Source organism: Bradyrhizobium sp. 23AC, from assembly GCF_054863025.1.
This window is the reverse complement of record NZ_JAVAYN010000017.1, coordinates 180888-200535: the sequence shown is the minus strand read 5'-3', so window position 1 is coordinate 200535 and position 19648 is coordinate 180888. Positions and strand designations below refer to the sequence as shown.

Here is a 19648-nt window from a genome sequence, read left to right as displayed (position 1 = left end):
TTCAAGAACGCGCCGATCCCGGGCTCGACCGGTGCTCCGAGCGTTCCGAGCGGCTTCGGTGCCTCCGGTAACGTCCTGACCGACGGCAACGGCAACTCGACCGTCTATCTCCAGGCCGGCACGGTCAACGACGTGCTGAAGGCGATCGACCTTGCCACCGGCGTGCAGACCGCGACCATCAACGCCAACGGCACCGCGACGCTTGCGACCGCCACCGGCCAGTCGAACTCGACGATCAACACCTCCGGCCAGCTCAAGATCTCGACCGGCGTCAACGCCGACCTCTCGATCACCGGCACCGGCAATGCGCTGAACGTGTTCGGCCTCGCCGGCAACACCGGCAACGCGACCGCCTTTACTGCGGCCCGCACCTCCGGCGTTGGCGGCCTCAGCGGCAAGACCCTGACCTTCTCCTCCTTCAACGGCGGCACCGCGGTCAACGTCACCTTCGGCGACGGCACCAACGGCACGGTCAAGACGCTCGATCAGCTCAACACCAAGCTTCAGGCCAACAACCTGTCTGCGACGATCGACGCCAACGGCCTGCTGACCATCACCGCGTCCAACGACTATGCGTCCTCGACGCTCGGCTCGACGGCTGCCGGCGGTGCGATCGGCGGCACGCTCACCACGGCGCTGACGTTCTCGACGGCTTCCAACCCCGTCCAGGATGCGGTTGCCCAGACGGCGCGTGCCAATCTGGTGTCTCAGTACAACAACATCCTGAACCAGATCGACACGACCTCGCAGGACTCCTCGTTCAACGGTGTCAACCTCTTGAACGGCGACCAGCTCAAGCTGGTGTTCGACGAGACCGGCAAGTCGAGCCTGAACATCACCGGCGTGACCTACAACTCCAAGGGTCTTGGTCTTGCTGCCCTGACCGTCGGCGTCGACTTCATCGACAACGCCGCCGCCAACAGGGTGCTGACCAATCTGAACGCCGCGTCGAGCACGCTGCGCTCGGAAGCCTCGAGCCTCGGTTCGAACCTCTCGGTCGTGCAGATCCGTCAGGACTTCAACAAGAACCTGATCAACGTGCTGCAGACCGGCTCGTCCAACCTGACCCTGGCCGACACCAACGTCGAGGCGGCCAACAGCCAGGCGCTGTCGACCCGCCAGTCCATCGCGGTCTCCGCGCTGTCGCTGGCCAACACATCGCAGCAGAGCGTGCTCCAGCTGCTTCGCTAATAAGCGACTGAAATTACTAAATAAAACCGAGCGGCGGGGTCATTTGCCCCGCCGCTCTTTTTTGCGTCCGGAGGCGGAGAGGGGCGTTCACCGGCGGTTAACCCTATCGATTAAACCGGCGTTAACCATACTTTAAAGGACACCTCCTAAAACTGGACAAAAGCCCGCTTTCGAGACCGCGCGGCCGATTCGTATCCGGTTCAAGAGGAAGACTCGCCAATGTCCAACATCGTTCTCTCGGCGTCCGTTCGCCAGAACCTGTTGTCGCTGCAGTCGACGGCCGACTTGCTGGCCACGACGCAGGAGCGGCTGTCGACCGGCAAGAAGGTCAATACCGCGCTCGACAATCCCACCAACTTCTTCACGGCGCAGGGGTTGGACAACCGGGCGAGCGACATCAGCAACCTGCTCGATGGCATCAACAACGGTGTCCAGGTGCTACAGGCCGCCAACACCGGCATCACCTCGCTGCAAAAGCTGATCGACAGCGCGAAATCGATCGCCAACCAGGCGCTGCAGACCACGGTCGGCTATTCCACCAAGTCGAACGTCTCCACCACGATTCCCGGTGCGACGCCGGCCGACCTGCGCGGCACGACCTCCTATGCGAGCGCGACCGCCAAGAGCAACGTGCTCTATACCGGTGCTGCCGGTGGCACGACCCCGGTCACCGGGACTGCGGCGCTCGGCGCGTCGCTCGGTTCAAGCGCGGGTACGGTGGTCGGCTTCGCCGCGACGGCGGCCGACGGCACCACCGCACTCTCCGGCACCGCCACACTGGTCGGCACCACCGCATCCACCACATTCGGGAGTGCGCCTGCGGATGGCGACACCATCACGGTGAACGGCAAGACCATCACCTTCCGCACCGGCATCGCTCCGAGCACGCAACCGACCGGCTGGGGCCTCGACGCCAGCGGACACATTGCCACCGACGGCAACGGCAATTCGATCGTCTATGAGGGAACGGCGGCTGCGCCCGGGGCGACCGTTAACGACGTCCTCACCGCGATCGACCTCGCCAGCGGCGTCAAGGCCGCCACGATCAGCGCGAGCGCGGCGACCATCGCGGTCAGCGGTTCGGCGGGTCCCGTCGGTACGCTTCAAGTCGCATCGTCCATCACCGGCGGCCAGGTCACGCTGAAGAGCTCGACCGGCGCCGATCTGAGCGTGACGGGCAAGGCCGACTTCCTCAACAAGCTCGGTCTGACCGCGGCGACCGGCGCAGGCAATGCGAGCGTGACCGCGAACCGGTCGACGACCGCCGGCTCGCTCGGCTCTCTCGTTCAGGACGGCTCGACCCTGAACATCGACGGTCACACCATCACCTTCAAGAACGCGCAGACGCCGCAATCGGCGGCAAGCGTCACGTCGGGTGGCGTCAGCGGCAACATCGTCACCGACGGCAACGGCAACTCGACGGTCTATATCCAGAGCGCGACGCTGACCGACCTGCTCAACGCGGTCGACCTCGCCACTGGCGTCAAGACCGCGAGCATCTTCAACGGCGCGGCGGCGCTGTCGACCACCGCGGGCCAGATCCCGTCGTCGGTCAACAGCAGCGGTCAGCTTGCGCTCTCCACCGGCATCAACGCCGATCTCTCGATCACCGGCACCGGCAACGCGCTCAGCGCGTTCGGCCTCAGCGGCAATACGGGAACGGCGACCGCCTTCACCGCGGCGCGAACCTCCGGCGTTGGCGGTGTCAGCGGCAAGACTCTGACCTTCTCCTCCTTCAACGGCGGTACGCCGGTGAACGTCACCTTCGGCGACGGCACCAACGGCACCGTCAAGACGCTCGATCAGCTCAATGTGCAGCTTCAGGCCAACCACCTGACGGCGACGATCGACGCCAACGGCGTGCTGACGGTCACCACCGTCAACGAATACGCCTCCTCGACCCTTGGCTCGACGGCAGCGGGCGGCGCGGTCGGTGGTACGCTCACCGGCGTGCTCGCCTTTACCACCGCGCAGCCGCCGGTCCAGGATCCCGTCGCGCAGACGGCGCGCTCGAGCCTGGTCAGCCAGTTCAACAACATCCTGGCGCAGATCGACACGACGTCGCAGGACTCGTCCTTCAACGGCATCAACCTGCTCAACGGCGACACGCTGAAGCTGGTCTTCAACGAAACCGGCAGCTCCACGCTCGGCATCAACGGCGTCGTGTTCAACGCGGCCGGCCTCGGCCTCAGCAATCTCGTTCCCGGCACGGACTTCATCGACAACGGCGCCACCAACAAGGTGCTGGCCAGCCTGAATGCCGCCTCGAGCAGGCTGCGCTCGGAAGGATCCTCGCTCGGTTCGAACCTCTCGATCGTGCAGGTGCGTCAGGACTTCTCCAAGAACCTGATCAACGTGCTGCAGACCGGCTCGTCCAACCTGACGCTCGCCGACACCAACGAGGAAGCGGCCAACAGCCAGGCGCTGTCGACCCGCCAGTCGATCGCGGTGTCCGCACTATCGCTGGCCAACCAGTCGCAACAGAGCGTGCTGCAGCTGCTCCGCTAATTTCGCAGCGCAAGCTCGCCACACGATATATCGCGGCGGGGCTAACGCTCCGCCGTTCTTTTGAGGGAGATCGCTAAGACAAGATTAGCTGAGATCGACACGCATCACGCGAAGCGAATTTACATCGTGCGTGCGTGGATCTAGCGTTGCGCTGACGAAGAGCTCCGACCCGTAATTATCCGGAGTGCTTCCAAGCGCACATGTAAGCAAATCTTAAGCGGTGCTGCCTAGGGTTGGGAAAGAAATCCTTAAGCGCGTCCAACGCGCTAGGTAACCTCCAGGGTGTGATTGATGTCGAATTCCGCTGCCTCGGCTTACGCGCGCGTTGCAACGACCACTGCATCTCCTCGCGACATCGAGGCGCAGACCCTGCTCAAGGCCGCGAACAAGCTCCAGGATGCGGTGAACAACGCCGATCCGCTCAGCGAGCAGACCATGCAGGCGCTGATGTTCAACCGCAAGCTCTGGACCATCTTCCTGAGCGAGGCGATGCGCGACAACAATCCGCAGCCGATCGACGTCCGGCAGAAGATCGCCAACATCAGCGTGTTCGTGCTGAGCCAGACCGCCGCGCTGCAGATGAGCCCGCAGTTCGATCACTTCCGTCCGCTGATCGAGATCAACCGCAATATCGCTGCGGGCCTGTCCGGGCGGCCGTGACGGCGACTCGTGATGGTCGGCGTCGCGAGCATTTGCCAGCGATTGCCTCGGCCAGCTCAATACGCGATCGTCAGGCGCTGACGTCGGTGCTGAGCGGACGCGAGGGCTCGGACTTCATATCCATGGCATGGAAATAGGCCCGCCGGCGCAGCATTGCTTCGTCGGGGAACTGGTTCACCACCGCGTCGGTCCTGTCGTTGACGACCTGGAAGACGAAGGATGCGGCCGCCTGGTCGAATACGACCTGGCGCGAGACGTTCTCGTGGTTCGGCAGATCGTTGCGCACGGGTGCGCTCGTATCCGCCGCGGCGACCGTCTGGTTCACCGGAAGATCGGTTTGCACAGCCTCGTTCGCCGCCGCATTGGACGTCGTTACGATCTGCACGGGTGCCGGGATCCCCACCGGCCTGATGCTGAAATCTGTACTCATGGCAGCCTCCTGGTTGCCTAACGTGAGTCAAATCCCAACCCCTCTAATAACGCAACCATGGAACACCAGGACTGAAGACCCGGTAAGGAAACGTGACTAACCGCGCGACGATTTCGCCGCGCGGTTTTTCGTAAAATTGTCGCTTGTTCTTGTGGCGCTCAGCTCAGAGCGAGCGGCTGACCGCGAGCGGCGTGATGTGACGCGGGCCGGGAGCTGCGCGGCGACCAGCGGCCGTATAGGTGTTCGGCACGTTGCGCTTCTGGATCTCGGCATTGACGCCGCGCACGACGCTTTCGGAGACCGCGTGCGCGGTCGCGAGCACAGTGAGATTGACCTGGAGCATCGCGCGGAATGCATCGTGATGCCGGTGCAGCGTCGAGAGCAGCTCCGGCGCGGATTTCGCGAGCTGCGCCTGGTTCGCCTTCAACTGGCTGACGGCGCCGACATAGTTTCGCGACAGCTCCTGCTTCTTGCTCTCGAGCGTCATCGCCTCGCGGACCTTGCCGGCGCGAACGAGCTCGGTCTCGCGCTCGATCAGTCCGAGCAGGGCGCTCATCGCGTCCATCAGGTCTTCGGCGAGCTTGCGCGCCTCGGCGCTGCCGGGCGCGGTGTTCGGGCGCTGTTGCATCGGCTGACGTGAGGCGTTGAAATGGTTCATCTCGTTTGACCTTATGCCGTGCGGATCGTTTTCGCCTGCTGCATGATGAGGGTGCGGTAGACTTCGGTGGCGACGCCGACGCCGCCGGCCTTGGCGAAGTTCTTGGAATATTGCTCGGTCAGCATCGAGCGCCACACGCCGGTGCCGGGCGTGTCGCCAAACGGGCCTTCGCCCTTCAGGCCCGAGGTCATCTGCGAGAACATGCTGTTGAGGAACATCGCCTCGAAGTCGGTGGCGGTCTTCTGCGCCCTGGCCTGCTGCTTCGGCGAGACCTTTTGTAGCGCCGCAGCGAGCTCGAAATCGGGCCGGCCGTTGCGGCTCTCGACCGAGAAAGCCGAGGAGGTGGCGAGGCGAGGGGGGTTGATCGTGCCGGTCTGCATCACATCACCTCGATGTCGGCTTCGATCGCACCGGCGGCCTTGATCGCCTGGAGGATGCTGATCATGTCGCGCGGACCGATGCCGAGGCCGTTGAGGCCGTCGACGAGCTGCTGGAGCGAGACGCCGTCCTTGACGACGGCCAGCTTCTTGCCGTCCTCGGTGACGGTGACGCTGCTGCGCGGCGCGACCACGGTGCGGCCGCGCGACAGCGGGTTGGGCTGGCTCACCTGCGGGCTCTCGGAGATGGTGACGGTGAGGTTGCCCTGCGCGACCGCGACGGTGGCGACGCGGACGTCGCGCCCCATCACGATGATGCCGCTGCGTTCGTCGATGATGATCTTGGCGGCGAGATCCGGGTCGACCTGGAGCTGTTCGATCTCGGTGAGAAAGGCGACGACGTTGCCCTTGAACTCGGGCGGGACCGACAGCTGCACCGTGGAGGGATCGATCGGTTCGGCGGTCTTGACGCCGAGATAGTCGTTGACCGCGGCCGCGATCCGTTTGGCCGTGGTGAAATCGGCGTTGCGCAGCGCCAGGCGCACGTTCGGCAACCGATTGAGCGCGAACTCGATCTCGCGCTCGATGATGGCGCCGTTGGCGATGCGTCCCACCGTGGGAACGCCGCGCACGATCTTGGCCGCCTCGCCTTCAGCCTGGAATCCGGAGATCGCGAGCGAGCCCTGCGCCACCGCGTAGACATTGCCGTCGGCACCTAACAGGGGGGTGACGAGCAAAGTGCCGCCCTGGAGGTTCTTGGCATCGCCGAGCGCGGAGACGGTGACGTCCATGCGCGTGCCCTGGGTGGCGAAGGCCGGCAGATTGCCGGTCACCATCACGGCTGCGACGTTGCCGGTGCGGATGGTGGCGCCGCGGATGTTGACGCCCATGCGCTCGAGCATCGCCTGCAGCGACTGCTTGGTGAAGGGGATGTTGTTGAGCGTGTCCCCGGTGCCGTTGAGGCCGACGACGAGACCGTAACCGATGAGCTGGTTCTGCCGCACGCCTTCGATATTGGCGAGGTCCTTGATGCGCGAGGTCGCAGCCGCCGGCGCGAGCGACAGCACCAGCGCCGACAGCGCCGCGCAGGCCACCCCAACAATCCTCACCCAACGAACGCTTGGCATCCTCTGCTCCCCAAGGATCCTCAAAAGGCTCCTCAAATCGGAAGGACCTGCACGACACTCCCATGACGAGCTGGTCCGGCGCTGTCCTTGCGAGGGCTGTGCCAACCCGGGCGGCGGGGATAGGCCGCTGAATAGGTTGAATAAATCTGTTTCGACCGGTGTCAGCGGGCGTTGTCCCTGAGGAGCGAAACTGCCGCCCGTCGGCAGATTTTGCCGGGCCGTTTACGCGCCGTTAACCATAAGACGGCGAAGGTGACCGCATCGATCACCCGGATTCCTTCCGATGCGCATCTACGGACCGAACGGCACGACGCTTGGAACGCCGGCCAGCCAGGCCAGGCGGACCGGCTCCGGCACCTTCGTGTTGCCCGACACCTCGTCGGCGCAAGAGACCCGGAGCGCTGCCGCACCAAAGGCCGCCACCAACATCGACGGGCTGCTCGCGCTGCAAGGCGTCGAGGAGGATCCGGTCGAGCGCCGCAAGCGCTCGGTCACCCGCGGCAGGACCGCGCTCGACGTGCTCGACGATCTCAAGATGGGGCTGTTGGCCGGCAATCTCGACGCCTCGACCGTGATGCGCCTGCGCGATGCTGCGGCGAACCTGAAATCGTCCTCGGGCGATCCCGGTCTCGATGCGGTGCTCTCCGAGATCGAGCTGCGCGTCGAGGTCGAGCTGGCGAAGGCGGGACGGGCTTAATCAGACAGTCGTCGCCCGGCTTGACCGGGCGACCCAGTATTCCAGAGACAGTCATTGTAGAGTCGAGAAGCCGCGGCGTACTGGATGCCCCGGTCGAGCCGGGGCATGACAGCGGAATTTGGAATTGGCGTGCGGCACTACCGAGGAAGCACCCCTTACGCCGCTTCCTCCTTCTGCTGTGTGTCGTAGCGGCGCTGGGCGGCGAGAACGTCTTTCAGATTCTGCTCGGCCCAATCGCGCAGCGGATCGACTGCGCCGGCGAGCGTCAGCCCGAGCTGCGTGATCGAATACTCCACCGTGACGGGAACGGTCGCGATGGCATGGCGCCTGATCAGCCCGTCGCGTTCGAGCGATTTGAGAACCTGGCTCAGCATCTTCTGCGAAATTCCTTCGATCGTGCGGCGCAACTGATTGAAGCGCATCGGCTCCTCGCGCAGCAGCAGCAGGATCAGCACCGCCCATTTGTCGCCGATGCGATCGAGAATCTGGCGGGTGGGGCAGTTCGCTGCATAGACGTCGGGTTTCATCGTCGATCCTCGGAATCCGTTTTCGTCGCTCGCGGTGCGCGTGGCGGTTACCCTTGCGTAATCAGGTAAGCACAAAGTGCTCTCTTAACACCAGCATTCTTTGCGATATCTAGTCACTACTAGTTACCACAGAAGCAAAGGAGCCTTCCATGAAAATCGCAGTTGCCGGCGCCTCGGGTCGGGCCGGGTCGGAAATCACCAAGGAACTGTCCCGCCGCGGCCATGCGGTCACGGCCATCGCCCGGAACCCCGAGAAGATCGCGGCCCTGCCGAACGTCACGCCGACCAAGGGGGACGTGCTCGACCAGGCGGGGCTTGCCAAGCTGTGGGCCGGGCACGACGTCGCCGTGAGTTCCGTGCACTTCCTGGCCAGCGACGCGCGGAAGCTGATCGGCGCGGCGAAGGACGCAAGAGTTGGTCGTTACCTCGTCGTCGGCGGCGCCGGCAGCCTCGAGGTCGCACCGGGCGTGAAACTGGTCACGACTCCCAATTTCCCGGCCCAATACAAGGCGGAAGCGGAGGCAGGCTCGGCCTTCCTCGACCTGCTGCGGCAGGAAAAGGATCTGAACTGGACCTTCATTTCGCCGTCGGCCCTGTTCGTCGAGGGGGAACGCACGGGCAAGTTCCGCCTCGGCACCGACCAGCTTCTCGCAGATGCGAACGGCAAGAGCTGGATCAGTTTCGCCGACTACGCCATTGCGCTGGCTGATGAGATCGAAAATCCGGCCTATCTGAAGCAGCGTTTCACGGTCGGTTACTAGGCCCTTCGGCCGCCCCCGGGCTTTTGCGGATAAACCTTCCTGTGCAAGGGTTTGGGGGCGGTAACCGAGTGATTAAGGAAATATTGTCTGTCACAGGTGGCCGCTATATAAGGCCCCGCTCAGCGGACTTCGTTCCGTTGCGCGAGTCGTTGCTTAGACAGATAGGCCGCCCTTGGAAAAGTTGAAAAACTACCGACCGACCGAAAAAGAGCCTTTCATGAACGACCGGCAGAAGGAGTACTTCCGTTTGAAGCTCCTCGCCTGGAAGGATGAGATCCTCAAAGAGTCCAAGCTCACCCTGCAAGCCTTGCAGGAGGAGAACGTGAACCACCCCGATCTCGCCGATCGGGCATCGTCCGAAACCGACCGTGCCATCGAGCTCCGTGCCCGCGACCGCCAGCGCAAGCTGATCGCCAAGATCGACGCCGCGCTCCAGCGTATCGAGGACAACACCTACGGCTATTGCGAGGACACCGGCGAGCCGATTTCTTTGAAGCGGCTCGAAGCCCGGCCCATCGCGACGCTCTCGGTGGAAGCGCAGGAGCGCCACGAGAAACGCGAGAAGGTTTATCGCGACGAATAGAGCCTGAGCCGCCGCGTGCGGCTCTTTTGTTTTTGGCTCACGGCGTCGCTTGAACGCCGCCGGTCCGGCGCGTAGATTCGCGCCGCCATGATGATTTGCACTCTCAACATCGCATCGGTCTTCTTCCTGGGCTGAACGCAAGCGCCTCCGCCGCGGAGGCATTGCGTCCCGCGAGTTCGACTTGCGGCTTCCCAACCGATCGAGCCAGCCGGTTCCGCAGCGAGCGGACGATGAGGGCTGGCGAGCCTTTGAGAGATCATCATGATTGCCAACCCACGCGCGCTGGACGACGCGCAAATAGCCCAATTCATCCGCGACGGCTTTGTCCGGATCGACAATGCTTTCCCCCGTGAGCTCGCCGAGGCGGCCCGCGTCATCATCTGGCGCGATCTGCCATGCAGCGAGCACGACCCCGCGAGCTGGACCCGGCCCGTGGTGCGGCTGCCCTATTATGGCGGCCCGCCGTTCCGGGATGCCATCAACACTGCCGTGCTCCATGCCGCCTTCGACCAGATCGTCGGGCAGGGGCGATGGCGGCCGCGACGCGACATCGGCACCTTTCCGGTGCGTTTTCCGCATCCGGACGATCCGGGCGACGACGGCTGGCATGTCGATCTCAGCTTTCCCGGCGAGGCCAGCAACCCGAACGTGACGCAGGATTTCTCGGCCTGGCGCGTCAACATCACCTCGCGGGGGCGGGCGCTGCTGCTGCTGTTCCTGTTCTCCGATGTCGGTGACGACGATGCGCCGACGCGGATCCGGGTCGGCTCGCATCTGCCGATGGCGCGCTACCTGGCGCCAGCCGGCGATGCGGGGCGGGCGGACATGATGTTGGAGCAGATGGGAGCTGATTGTCCGGTGGCGCTCGCGACCGGTGCGGCCGGCACGGTCTATCTCTGTCATCCCTTCCTGGTTCATGCCGCGCAGAAGCATCGGGGAACGCGACCGCGCTTCCTGGCGCAACCACCGCTGCATCTCGCCGAGCCGTACCGGCTGGAGCGGAGCGACGGCGACTACTCGCCGGTCGAGGTCGCCATCCGCCTCGCGCTTGGACGCATTTGACGGAAGCGATGTCACTGCACGCGGCGTTGTGGCGGGTTCCTGCGCCACAACGCCGCTGTCGTCCGATGCCCATTGCCGGAATCGCGAAAAATGAATCGCGATCAATGGGCTAGAGTCGAATCCTGCATGCTCACGTGAGTTCGCATGAGAAAAAGCCTTCACTTCAGGTGGGGGAAGTTTTGCGAGTCGCATCAAGGAGATCGACCGGCATCTTGAGACGGCGGCGCGGCGGCTTCACGCATCGCTGCAATCAGGGTCTCGTTCCGCGCGGGGCGGGCGGGCCTGGCGCGTGGCTCCATAAAGACCGGACCAACTCAATATTTCCTTAAGCGGCGGGAGCCTCCCGTATTCGGCCCGGCCGAGCGCCGACCAGCGCTTGTCAGGCGCGGACGGGGATGCTGAACTGAGCGGCAATGTTGCGTAGCGTGGGAGGCGGCGCCGATGGATAAGATTCTCGAAGCCGCAAAGGCGATCGCGCTGGCGCGCCGCAACCATGCGCCGCTCGCGGCGCTGGAACGTCCCCCCATTGATGAGGCCGAGGGCTACCAGGTCCAGCGCGCGGTGCACGATCTGGTGCTGCCGCATCTCGGGCCGCTGGTGGGCTACAAGATCGGCTGCACCAGCCAGGTGATGCAGGACTATATCGGCATCCCGCATCCCTGCGGCGGCGGCGTGTTCCAGAAGGGCGTGCACGACACCGGCGCCAAGCTCGCCGCCTCCAACTATGTCCGGGTCGGGGTCGAATGCGAGATCGCGGTGCGGCTGAAGCGCGACCTTGCCGCCGGCGAGGCGCCGTTCACGGCCGAATGGGTCGGCGAGGCGGTCGAGGCCTATCATCCCGCCATCGAGATCGTCGACGACCGCTACGTGAAGTGGGAGGCGATGGGTGCCCCGACGCTGATCGCCGACGATTTCTTCGCAGCCGGCTGCGTGCTGGCTCCGGCGGTTCCGCGCTCGTCGGTGCCGGACCTGAAGGCGGTCAAGGGCCGCGCCATCCTCAACGGCGAGGAGGTCAGCCACGGCACCGGCGCCGACGTGCTCGGTCATCCCCACAACGCGCTCGCCTGGCTCGCCAACCATCTCGCCGCCGAAGGCAAGAGTCTTCACGCGGGACAGCTCGTGCTCACCGGCAGCCTGGTCAAGACGCTGTGGCTGAAGGCCGGCGACAAGGTGCGGATGGAACTGGACGGGCTGGGGACGGTGGAGGTGAAGTTTACGTGAGACAAACACGGTCTCTCGCCCCGGACGCAGCGCAGCGCCCCCGGCGATGCGAAGCATCGTCCGGTGCGGTGCGCTGCAGAGCCGGGGCCCATGCAGCAGCGCGTCGAGTAAATTTCTGGGTCCCGGCTCTGCGCCGCACCGCTGACGCGCTGCGGCTTGTCCGGGACACGCGCGCGATTTCGTCCGGCAGACACCACTTTCGTTCTTTCATCGCAATCGCAGACACGCCTCCGCATCCTCGCGGCATCTTCGGCCCGAGCTTTGCTGTCGGCTTGTCCTCCTGAAGATCAAGAAGGCGCAGGGAAGGCCGGGCGCCGGCTGGCACCCGCAATCCCGTGTGCGAAGGATACGCGCACGGGTGGATCACAGGTGATGCCGGTCGCCCGGCCTTCCCTGCGCGATGGTTTTCACGGTGTCCTTCGTGCTCTCCCCGGGGAGCGATGCACTATTGCCCCCGTCGCCTTGCGGATGTGTGATGCGCGCACCGGTTGGCCGCCACATCCCCGCAGGACTTGACGCACAGACCCCGGGCGTCAGGACCACACGACTTCTCCGTCCGCGCACATCCTCGCTGGGTTCTCCACGGCTGGCGTGCGCTCACCGTCAAGACCATTCGAAGACGCTGTCAGCACCGTGTCGTATCGCGCCGGTCGCTGCTCACGGTTTCCCGCCCTGCAGCCACCATCGCGCGCCGACGCCGTCGCGGCCACCGCATCCCATCCCGCGTTTCGTGACGATCGCGATCCGCCCTCTTGTGGAATGGAACGAAACGGGAACATAATGAGGCGGTCGGACCATGTCAACGAGAATTTCTAAAATCCGAAAATTCTGAAATAGAAAATTGGTAACGAATATGGTACCATGGATCGAAATTGCGGAATACCGTATCGAGGGTCGTAGCCCGTTTCGGGATTGGCACGACGGGCTCGACGCGCAGGCAGCCGCGGCAGTCTCCGTTGCAATTGGACGCCTCGCCGATGGAAACACTTCGAACGTGAAGTCGATCGGCGAGGGCGCCGCTGAATTGAAGATCAATCGTGGCCCGGCTACCGGGTCTACTTCGGATGGGACGGCAGCGTGTTGGTGATCCTGCTGGGTGGCGGCACCAAGCAGAGGCAGCAGACCGATATCAGTGTCGCGCTTCGCCGGTGGCGCGACTACAAGGCGCGCAAGCGGAACGAGGGATAGACGAATGCCATTGACCCATAGTTTTCAAGAGACCATTCGCGCGCGGGCAGAGCGTGATCCCGCCTTTCGCGAGGCGCTGTTCCTGGAGGCGATGCAGGGCTTGTTGCAGGGGGATGTCGACTACGGCCGTACCGCGCTGCGGACCTACATCAATGCCACGATCGGTTTCGAGCGGCTCGGTGAGGTGCTTGACCGTCCGCCAAAGAGCCTGATGCGGATGTTCGGGCCGCGCGGCAATCCGACGGCCGAGAACCTGATGGCGGTGATCCATGCGCTCCAGAAGGAGACCGGCGTGCATCTGGAAATACGCGCCGTCGCGAATGCGGCGTAAGGAATACGCGCTCTCTCCGCCGTCATTGCGAGGAGCCCCTTAGCGACGAAGCAATCCAGAATCGTTTCCGCGGACACAGCCTGGATTGCTTCGCTTTCGCTCGCAATGACGGAGATTGGGGCGGCGGCGTCTCTACAACTGCGCGGACCTGAGCCGCAGCTCGCAGCCTGCTTTCGTCTTCAAAATACATGCGGCCCTCGCCAGGGGAGCTAGCGAGGGCCGCGTAGTACATCGTCGTTCGCGCCTAGGTTCGCGAACACGATGTGGGAGCTCGGGAGAAGCTTAGAAGGGCAGCAGCACGTCCATGACTTGCTGGCCGTAGCGCGGCTGCTGCACGTCCGTGATCTGGCCGCGGCCGCCATAGGCGATGCGGGCCTGCGCGATCTTGCTGGAATCGATGGTGTTGTCGCTCTGGATGTCTTCGGGGCGGACGATGCCGGCGACCACGAGCTCGCGGATCTCGTAATTGACGCGGATCTCCTGCTTGCCCTCGACCACGAGGTTGCCGTTCGGCAGCACCTGGGTGACGACCGCGGCGACGTTGGTCTGCAAGGCTTCCGTGCGGTTGACCGAGCCCTTGCCGTCGCTGGAGGCGGTGGAGCCGGCGGTGAGGAGGCTGCCGGGCAGGATCTTGTTGGCCTGCGTGATCGTCTTCGCGCCGAGGAAGTCGGTGACCTGAGAGTTTTCCGAGTTGGTGCGGCTGCGCTGGGTCTCGTTGGCGATGTTGGCCTTGTCGGTGAAGTTGACGGTCACGGTGAGGAGGTCGCCGACCTGGCGGGCGCGCTGGTCCTTGAAGAAGGCGCGGCTGCCGTTGCGCCACAGCGAGTTCGGATTGTAGGAGGCGACTTCCGGCTTCGGCATCGGCATCTGCACCGGCTTGTAGCCCGGCTGCGCCGTCGGATTGTCGATCGCGGACAATTTCGGCTGCTCGCCGATCTGCGACAGGCGGTCGATCGAGGAGCAACCGCCCAGCGCGCAACTGGCCAGCAGCAGGGCAGAGATCGCGATGCGACGAAGGCGGAAAGCCGAACTGAAAGCGGACATGACGAACTCTTACTTGGCTTGAGCTTGCGAGACGCGAGCTTGCGGGATCTGGACTTCTGCGATCTGGGCCGGCGAGGCGGGGGCCTGCACTAGGTTCCGGACGAGGGCTGCGGCGTCGACGGGGGCGGGCGCCTCATCACGCTTGAGCGAGGAGGTCTGCTCGACCGCGGGCGCCATCGGTGCGGACTGGCTCGCGCCCTGGATCGTCACCTGGCCGCGGCCGGTGACGACGCCGGTCAGCGTCCGCTTGGATTGCACATTGAGCACGCTGACGGTGTCGCCTTCGGCGCCGCTCTCGATCGCCTTGCCGCGCGAGGTGAGATAGAGGCCGGGCACCTGGTAGATGATGGTGACGTTCTGATCGCGCACCACGAAATCGGGCTTGACGATGTCGGCGGCACGGAGCGCGGTGCCTGCGCGCATCGGCCGGCGCAGCTGCATGCCGATGCTGCGGTCGCGCGAGGCGGGCTCGCCGGTGACCTCGGCCTTCGGCCGGCGTTCCAGCGTGACGTCGGAGGACTTCAGGAGATCGAGACGCTCGATGTCGCGCGTCAGCACGGCCACTTCCACCGTCTCGATCGCGGTCCCGGTGAAGCGCAGCTTGGTCGCGGTCGGATTGCTGTCGTTGGCAATCTCGAAGGCGATGTCGAACCGGCCGCTGCGGGCGTCGTAGCGGGTTGCGACCGGCTGGAGCGCGCCGGAATTGGAGGCGTCCAGCCGCATCTCGGCGACGCCGCGGTCGAAGGTGACGGTGATGTTGGCGGCGTCCCCGAGGCCGAAGCGGCGCTCGAGCGCCGAGGCGACGGCGGTTTCGAGATCCTTGTTCGCAAGCGTGCGGGCGAGGCGGGTGACCTGGACCTCCTTGAGGTCGCCGGTCATCACGCCGATCACCTGCTTTGCGCGGAGCACCGACAGCACCTGCGCGACCGTCAGCGTGCCGGTGGTGCCGAGATCGGGCGAGCGGTAGACCGGGATCAGCGCGGCCGAACCGGCATTGTCGATGAGATCGCCGACCCGCACCACGTCCGAGGTCACGGTGACGCTCGCGCGCAGTGTCGGCGAGGCGATGAAGTCGTCCGCGGCCGCTGCCGGCAGGGCCAGCGCGAGCAGGGCGGAGATCGTGGCGAGGGTGGTGCGGATCATCGTCATTGCCTCAGCGGAACAGCGCCGTGGTCGATTGCATCATCTGGTCGGCGGCACTGATCACCTTGGCGTTCATCTCGTAGGCACGCTGGGCGGCGATCAGGTCGCTCATCTCCGAGACGACGTCGACATTGGCCTGCTCCAGGCTGCCCTGGGTGATCTTGCCGTAGCCCTCGGAGTTCGCGGTGCCGTCCTGTGGCGGGCCGGACGACGGGGTTTCGGTGAACTGGTTGCTGCCGACCGGCTGCAGGCCCGCCTTGTTGATGAAGCGGGTCACGCCGATCTGGCCGACGATCGAGGAGGTCGACGAGCCCGGCAGCGTCACCGAGACCTGGCCCTGTTCGCTCACGCTGATGCCGGAGGCGTTGTTCGGGATCGTGATGCTCGGCTGCACCGGGTTGCCCTGGGCGGTCACGACGCGGCCCTGATTGTCCATCTGGAAGGTGCCGTCGCGGGTGTACTGGTAGGTGCCGTCGGGCATCAGGATCTTGAAGAAGCCCTCGCCGGACATCGCGAGGTCGAGATCGTTGCCGGTCTGCGACAGCGTGCCCTGCGTCATGCTGCGCGGCGTGCCGACGGTCTTGACGCCGCCGCCGATGTCGACGCCGACGGGCAGGATGGTGCCCTGGTCCGAGGCCTGCGCGCCGACGCGGCGGACGTGCTCGTAGATCAGGTCCTGGAACGCCGCGGTCTGCTTCTTGAAGCCGGTGGTGCGCAGGTTGGCGATGTTGTTGGAGATCACCTGAACGTTGAGTTCCTGTGCCGCCATTCCGGTCGCTGCGGTGTGAAGCGCCTGCATGTCAGTTCTCCCTCAATCAGGCCGGAACGTCGGCGAGCTTCTCGATCGCCGATTTGTGGAGGTCGCTCTGCTGCTGGAGCAGATTGGCGATGGCGGTGTAGCTGCGCATGACTTCGACCATGCGGGTCATCTCGCCGACCGAATTCACGTTCGACTTCTCGACATAGCCCTGGCGCACGCTGCTGGATTTGGCATCGGGCTGCTGGGTGGCGGAGCCGGCGGCATAGAGATTGGCGCCGAGCTTGGTCAGCTTGGTCGGATCGTCGAACGAGGCCATGCGGATCTTGCCGCGGATCGAGTCGGTCTTGGCAGTGCCCTCGAGCACCGTGATGGTGCCGTCGGGCGCGACGTTGATGTCGTGATCGGTCGGCTGGAAGGTGATCGGGCCGCCGGTGCCGAGCACCAGATTGCCGTCGGGGGTGACGAGCTGGCCGGTCGAGTTGAGCGAGAACTTGCCGTCGCGGGTGAACATCTCGCCGCCATTGGCCTGCACCGCGAAATAGGCGTTGCCGTCGATCGCCATGTCGAGCGGATTGTTGGTCGGCTCCATCGGCCCCTGGCCGATGTCGCGGTAGGTGCCGCGGTCCTGCACATAGGAGACACGGCGGTCCGCGCCGATGAAATTGTCCTCACGCGCGTTCGAGTTGAGGTACTCCTCGAACAGCGAATGGTCGGCCTTGAAGCCGTTGGTGTTGGCATTGGCGACGTTGTTGGCGATGACATCCATCTGCCGTTCCAACGTCATCTGCCGTGACAAGCCGATCAGAAGCGCGTTCTGCATCGGAAATCTCCCCTGAGCGGATCTGCCATTTCGCTCTCCCAAGCGCCTTGGCGGACCCCGTGAACGAGACCGTCGGGTTCTCCCAAACCGTCGGGTCTCGGTCCTTTCTCAGCGAAAGCCGTGCCAACCTGGAAAGCTTCGTAATTTCAGTGGCTTGTCGATTTCGAAGGGGCGCAGGAGGGCGGCAGAAAGGTTCTGTTAGCCATGTCTGCCCGGCAGATTTTTCCTAGTGGAGGCCCAATCGAAAGATTCCGTTAACCATTATTACCGTAGCGTTTGCCATGAAGAGGAGCGCATTGCGCCGGGGCATTTGTATCGCGTCCTTGTCTTAAGGCTTCGCTCTTTCGACCCCTTTGAGAGATCCGGGCGCGGCGACCATGGCAGAGAATGAAGCGGAAGGCGGCGCGGCCGCTGAAGGCGCGGAAGCCGCTCCGCCGAAGAACAAGCTGAAGCTCATCATCATGGCCGTCGGCCTGCTCGCCGTTCTCGGCGGCGGTGCTGCGACCTGGTTCTTCTTCTTCCGTCACGGCGACGACGAGCATCATGCCGAGGCCGCGCCTCCGCCGAAGCCGCCGTCCTTCGTCGACGTCCCCGACATCATGGTCAACCTGGCCGGCGCGCCGGGCGAGCGCGTGCAATATCTGCGGCTGAAGATCGTGCTGGAGCTGAAGGAAGAGAAGCAGATCGAGGCGATCAAGCCGACGATGCCGCGCGTCACCGACATCTTCCAGACCTATGTGCGCGAGCTGCGCCCCTCCGACCTCAACGGCTCCGCCGGCATCTTCCGCCTCAAGGAGGAGCTGACCAAGCGCGTCAACGCAGCGGTCGCTCCGGTCCAGGTCAGCGCGGTGCTGTTCAAGGAAGTCGTGATCCAGTGAGGACGCTGCGGAAGGTGATGGGCTAGCGTTATGGCCGGCAACGAGCAAATGGACCAGGATGCGATTGCCGCCCAATGGGAGGCGTCGCTCGATTCCGAGGATCCCGCCGAGGCCGCGAAGGCTGCGGCCGAGAACGAGCTGTCGGAGACCATGGCCCTGCAATGGGCGGCCATGGTCGAGGACGGCAGCCGCGATCTCGGCAGCGGCAAGAATTCCGGCGAGCGGGTGCTGTCGCAGGAGGAGATCGACAATCTCCTCGGCTTCACCGTCGGCGACGTCACCCTCGACGACCATTCCGGCATCCGCGCGATCATCGATTCGGCGATGGTCTCCTACGAGCGTCTGCCGATGCTCGAAATCGTCTTCGACCGCCTGGTGCGGCTGATGACGACGTCCCTGCGCAATTTCACCTCCGACAACGTCGAAGTCTCGCTCGACCGCATCACCTCGGTGCGTTTCGGCGACTACATGAACTCGATCCCGCTGCCCGCCGTCCTCACCGTCTTCAAGGCCGAGGAGTGGGAAAACTTCGGCATGGCGACGGTCGATTCCAACCTGATCTATTCGATGATCGACGTGCTGCTCGGCGGCCGCCGCGGCACCAGCCAGCTCCGCATCGAGGGCCGGCCCTACACCACGATCGAGACCGAGCTGGTCAAGCGGCTGGTCGAGGTGGTGCTGGCCGACGCCGAGCAGGCGTTCCGGCCGCTGTCGCCGGTGACCTTCACGATCGACCGGCTCGAGACCAACCCGCGTTTCGCCGCGATCAGCCGGCCCGCCAATGCCGCGATCCTGGTGCGTTTGCGCATCGACATGGAAGACCGCGGCGGCAACATCGAGCTGCTGCTGCCTTATGCGACCATCGAGCCGATCCGGGGCGTCCTGCTCCAGATGTTCATGGGCGAAAAGTTCGGCCGCGACCCGGTCTGGGAAGGCCATTTCGCCACCGAGATCGTGCAGGCCGAGATCGCCGTCGATGCCGTGCTCTACGAGGCCGACATCCCGCTCAAGCAGCTGATGCGGCTCAAGGTCGGCGACACGCTGCCGCTGGACATGCGCGCCGACGCCAATGTCACCGTGCGCTGCGGCGACGTCACGCTAACCGAGGGGCGGATGGGCCGGGTCGGCGACCGCGTCGCGATCCGCGTGACGAAACCCTTGCGCAAGCCAAGTACGACACTTGCGATGTTCGAGAAGGTGGACGAGCAGAACAAGATGATGGAGGCCCCATGAACCACTCCCTGGGAATGGCGATCGAGACGCTGGTGGCTATCCTGCTGATGCTGACGATCGTTTATTGCGTCATGCTCAACAAGCGGCTGACGCGGCTGAAGGCGGACGAGCATTCGCTGAAGGCGGTGATCGGCGAGCTGATCACCGCGACCGAGATCGCCGAGCGCGCGATCGGTGGGCTGAAGCTGGCGGTGCGCGACGTCAACGAGAACCTCGGCAGCCAGCTCGCCGCGGCGACGCAGATGTCGGACCAGCTCTACAAGCAGCTCGGCGAGGCCGACAATGTGGTGCGGCGGCTGTCCAAGATCGCGATCGCCGCGCGCCCCATGACCGGTCCGGAAACGGTCGTCGCGCCCGCGGCCAAGCCATCGACGGCGAAGGCGGTGGCGGCTGCGGCCGAAGCCTTCTCCGAGCGCCGACGATCCAACGGCCTTGCCGCATAAAGTCAG

21 protein-coding genes are annotated in these 19648 nt (G+C 64.6%); 12 read left to right on the top strand and 9 right to left on the bottom strand.

The features are described 5' to 3' along the window. From RAD10_RS31260 to flaF, 3 genes are all read left to right on the top strand, one after another. On the top strand, positions 1 to 1191 hold a 1191-nt coding region (locus tag RAD10_RS31260), incomplete at its 5' end, for a DUF1522 domain-containing protein (RefSeq protein ID WP_461620502.1). Between the two features lie 219 nt (positions 1192 to 1410). Then, positions 1411 to 3699, top strand: coding sequence for a DUF1522 domain-containing protein (locus RAD10_RS31255; RefSeq protein ID WP_461620501.1), 2289 nt, complete (start codon positions 1411 to 1413; stop codon positions 3697 to 3699). Between the two features lie 291 nt (positions 3700 to 3990). Then, on the top strand, positions 3991 to 4359 hold the full coding sequence (gene flaF / locus RAD10_RS31250; RefSeq protein ID WP_008554779.1) for a flagellar biosynthesis regulator FlaF: 369 nt from the start codon (positions 3991 to 3993) through the stop codon (positions 4357 to 4359). 70 nt (positions 4360 to 4429) lie between these two features. Here the strand turns inward: flaF and RAD10_RS31245 are convergent, their stop codons facing one another. From RAD10_RS31245 to RAD10_RS31230, 4 genes are all read right to left on the bottom strand, one after another. After that, positions 4430 to 4789 (bottom strand): hypothetical protein, encoded by a 360-nt coding sequence (locus RAD10_RS31245; RefSeq protein ID WP_091965425.1) that lies wholly within the window; start codon positions 4787 to 4789, stop codon positions 4430 to 4432. Positions 4790 to 4952: 163 nt separating this feature from the next. After that, positions 4953 to 5447 carry a hypothetical protein gene (locus tag RAD10_RS31240; protein WP_461620500.1) on the bottom strand — a complete coding sequence of 165 codons (495 nt, stop codon included), beginning with the start codon at positions 5445 to 5447 and terminating at the stop codon, positions 4953 to 4955. Positions 5448 to 5458: 11 nt separating this feature from the next. Next, complete coding sequence (gene flgJ / locus RAD10_RS31235) at positions 5459 to 5827, bottom strand: flagellar assembly peptidoglycan hydrolase FlgJ (protein WP_461620499.1); 369 nt, start codon at positions 5825 to 5827, stop codon at positions 5459 to 5461. Then, positions 5827 to 6951, bottom strand: coding sequence for a flagellar basal body P-ring protein FlgI (locus RAD10_RS31230; RefSeq protein WP_026202627.1), 1125 nt, complete (start codon positions 6949 to 6951; stop codon positions 5827 to 5829). Before RAD10_RS31230 ends, flgJ begins: the two co-directional genes overlap by 1 nt. A 283-nt stretch (positions 6952 to 7234) precedes the next feature. Here RAD10_RS31230 and RAD10_RS31225 point away from each other — a divergent pair, with 283 nt between their 5' ends. Then, entirely contained in the window at positions 7235 to 7648 is a 414-nt protein-coding gene (locus RAD10_RS31225; RefSeq protein ID WP_461620498.1) for a flagellar assembly protein FliX, read from the top strand. Positions 7649 to 7803: 155 nt separating this feature from the next. Here the strand turns inward: RAD10_RS31225 and RAD10_RS31220 are convergent, their stop codons facing one another. Beyond that, positions 7804 to 8175 (bottom strand): winged helix-turn-helix transcriptional regulator, encoded by a 372-nt coding sequence (locus tag RAD10_RS31220; protein WP_091965430.1) that lies wholly within the window; start codon positions 8173 to 8175, stop codon positions 7804 to 7806. Between the two features lie 149 nt (positions 8176 to 8324). Here RAD10_RS31220 and RAD10_RS31215 point away from each other — a divergent pair, with 149 nt between their 5' ends. The 5 genes from RAD10_RS31215 (at position 8325) to RAD10_RS31195 (ending at position 13321) form a co-directional block, all read left to right on the top strand. After that, positions 8325 to 8936: an NAD(P)-dependent oxidoreductase gene (locus RAD10_RS31215; protein ID WP_461620497.1), complete on the top strand. Its 612-nt coding sequence runs from the start codon at positions 8325 to 8327 to the stop codon at positions 8934 to 8936. 217 nt (positions 8937 to 9153) lie between these two features. After that, entirely contained in the window at positions 9154 to 9519 is a 366-nt protein-coding gene (dksA, locus tag RAD10_RS31210; RefSeq protein ID WP_008554760.1) for an RNA polymerase-binding protein DksA, read from the top strand. Positions 9520 to 9780: 261 nt separating this feature from the next. Further along, positions 9781 to 10581, top strand: coding sequence for a phytanoyl-CoA dioxygenase family protein (locus RAD10_RS31205; protein WP_461620496.1), 801 nt, complete (start codon positions 9781 to 9783; stop codon positions 10579 to 10581). Between the two features lie 441 nt (positions 10582 to 11022). Beyond that, positions 11023 to 11802 (top strand): 2-keto-4-pentenoate hydratase, encoded by a 780-nt coding sequence (locus RAD10_RS31200; RefSeq protein ID WP_461620495.1) that lies wholly within the window; start codon positions 11023 to 11025, stop codon positions 11800 to 11802. 1192 nt (positions 11803 to 12994) lie between these two features. After that, entirely contained in the window at positions 12995 to 13321 is a 327-nt protein-coding gene (locus RAD10_RS31195; RefSeq protein WP_461620494.1) for a helix-turn-helix domain-containing transcriptional regulator, read from the top strand. A 282-nt stretch (positions 13322 to 13603) separates the two neighbouring features. Here the strand turns inward: RAD10_RS31195 and flgH are convergent, their stop codons facing one another. From flgH to flgF, 4 genes are read right to left on the bottom strand one after another with little or no spacing between them, the layout of a single operon-like run. Then, the gene (gene flgH, locus RAD10_RS31190) at positions 13604 to 14365 is read right to left on the bottom strand and encodes a flagellar basal body L-ring protein FlgH (RefSeq protein WP_461620493.1); all 762 of its coding nucleotides are present in this window, start codon (positions 14363 to 14365) and stop codon (positions 13604 to 13606) included. 9 nt (positions 14366 to 14374) lie between these two features. Beyond that, the gene (gene flgA / locus RAD10_RS31185; RefSeq protein WP_461620492.1) at positions 14375 to 15508 is read right to left on the bottom strand and encodes a flagellar basal body P-ring formation chaperone FlgA; all 1134 of its coding nucleotides are present in this window, start codon (positions 15506 to 15508) and stop codon (positions 14375 to 14377) included. Positions 15509 to 15518: 10 nt separating this feature from the next. Then, positions 15519 to 16307 carry a flagellar basal-body rod protein FlgG gene (gene flgG / locus RAD10_RS31180; RefSeq protein ID WP_461620491.1) on the bottom strand — a complete coding sequence of 263 codons (789 nt, stop codon included), beginning with the start codon at positions 16305 to 16307 and terminating at the stop codon, positions 15519 to 15521. 16 nt (positions 16308 to 16323) lie between these two features. Beyond that, positions 16324 to 17088, bottom strand: coding sequence for a flagellar basal-body rod protein FlgF (flgF, locus tag RAD10_RS31175; protein ID WP_104465181.1), 765 nt, complete (start codon positions 17086 to 17088; stop codon positions 16324 to 16326). 377 nt (positions 17089 to 17465) lie between these two features. Between flgF and fliL the strand changes: the two genes are divergently transcribed. Genes fliL through RAD10_RS31160 form a run of 3 tightly spaced genes read left to right on the top strand, consistent with a single transcriptional unit; the run spans position 17466 to position 19642 of the window. Continuing rightward, positions 17466 to 17966 (top strand): flagellar basal body-associated protein FliL, encoded by a 501-nt coding sequence (fliL, locus tag RAD10_RS31170; RefSeq protein WP_018321851.1) that lies wholly within the window; start codon positions 17466 to 17468, stop codon positions 17964 to 17966. Positions 17967 to 17996: 30 nt separating this feature from the next. Next, entirely contained in the window at positions 17997 to 19199 is a 1203-nt protein-coding gene (gene fliM, locus RAD10_RS31165; protein ID WP_018321852.1) for a flagellar motor switch protein FliM, read from the top strand. Further along, positions 19196 to 19642 carry a DUF6468 domain-containing protein gene (locus RAD10_RS31160; RefSeq protein ID WP_028142759.1) on the top strand — a complete coding sequence of 149 codons (447 nt, stop codon included), beginning with the start codon at positions 19196 to 19198 and terminating at the stop codon, positions 19640 to 19642. Before fliM ends, RAD10_RS31160 begins: the two co-directional genes overlap by 4 nt. The last annotated feature ends 6 nt before the right edge of the window (positions 19643 to 19648 follow it).